Origin of the sequence: Halorubrum sp. SS7, assembly GCF_005435055.1 — an archaeon.
In the GTDB taxonomy this organism is placed as follows: domain Archaea; phylum Halobacteriota; class Halobacteria; order Halobacteriales; family Haloferacaceae; genus Halorubrum; species Halorubrum salinarum.
The window spans coordinates 1-330 of record NZ_SGXV01000459.1 but is presented as its reverse complement, the minus strand read 5'-3'; the positions used below and the strand labels follow the sequence as shown (position 1 = coordinate 330).

Below are 330 nucleotides of genomic sequence, written 5' to 3'. Positions count from 1 at the left end.
TGAAGGTCGTCCTCGCGCTCGTTCGGGGGTCGATCGACCGGGTGTACATCGGTGACCGCGAACTCGTCGGCGACCTGATCGCCACGCTCGTGGCCATCTTCCTCTGGTTCGGCGTCGCGCTCACCTTCCTCAAGGTGCTCGGGATGGGCGACATCGCGGCGAGTCTGGGCACCGCCGTCGGCTTCATCGCCCTCGGGGTCTCGTACGCGCTCTCCGAGATGATCGAGGACACGGTGGCGGGCGTCTACCTCCTCCGCGACCCCGACTTCAACGTCGGCTATCGCGTCGAGGCGAAGGGCGTCACCGGCACCGTCGCCGCCATCGAGCTCC

The 330-nt window shown here is 67.9% G+C and carries 1 pseudogene; it reads left to right on the top strand.

Features of this window, described 5'->3' with window-relative positions:
* Positions 1 to 330, top strand: a pseudogene (locus EXE44_RS18785) (mechanosensitive ion channel domain-containing protein); the annotation flags it as partial.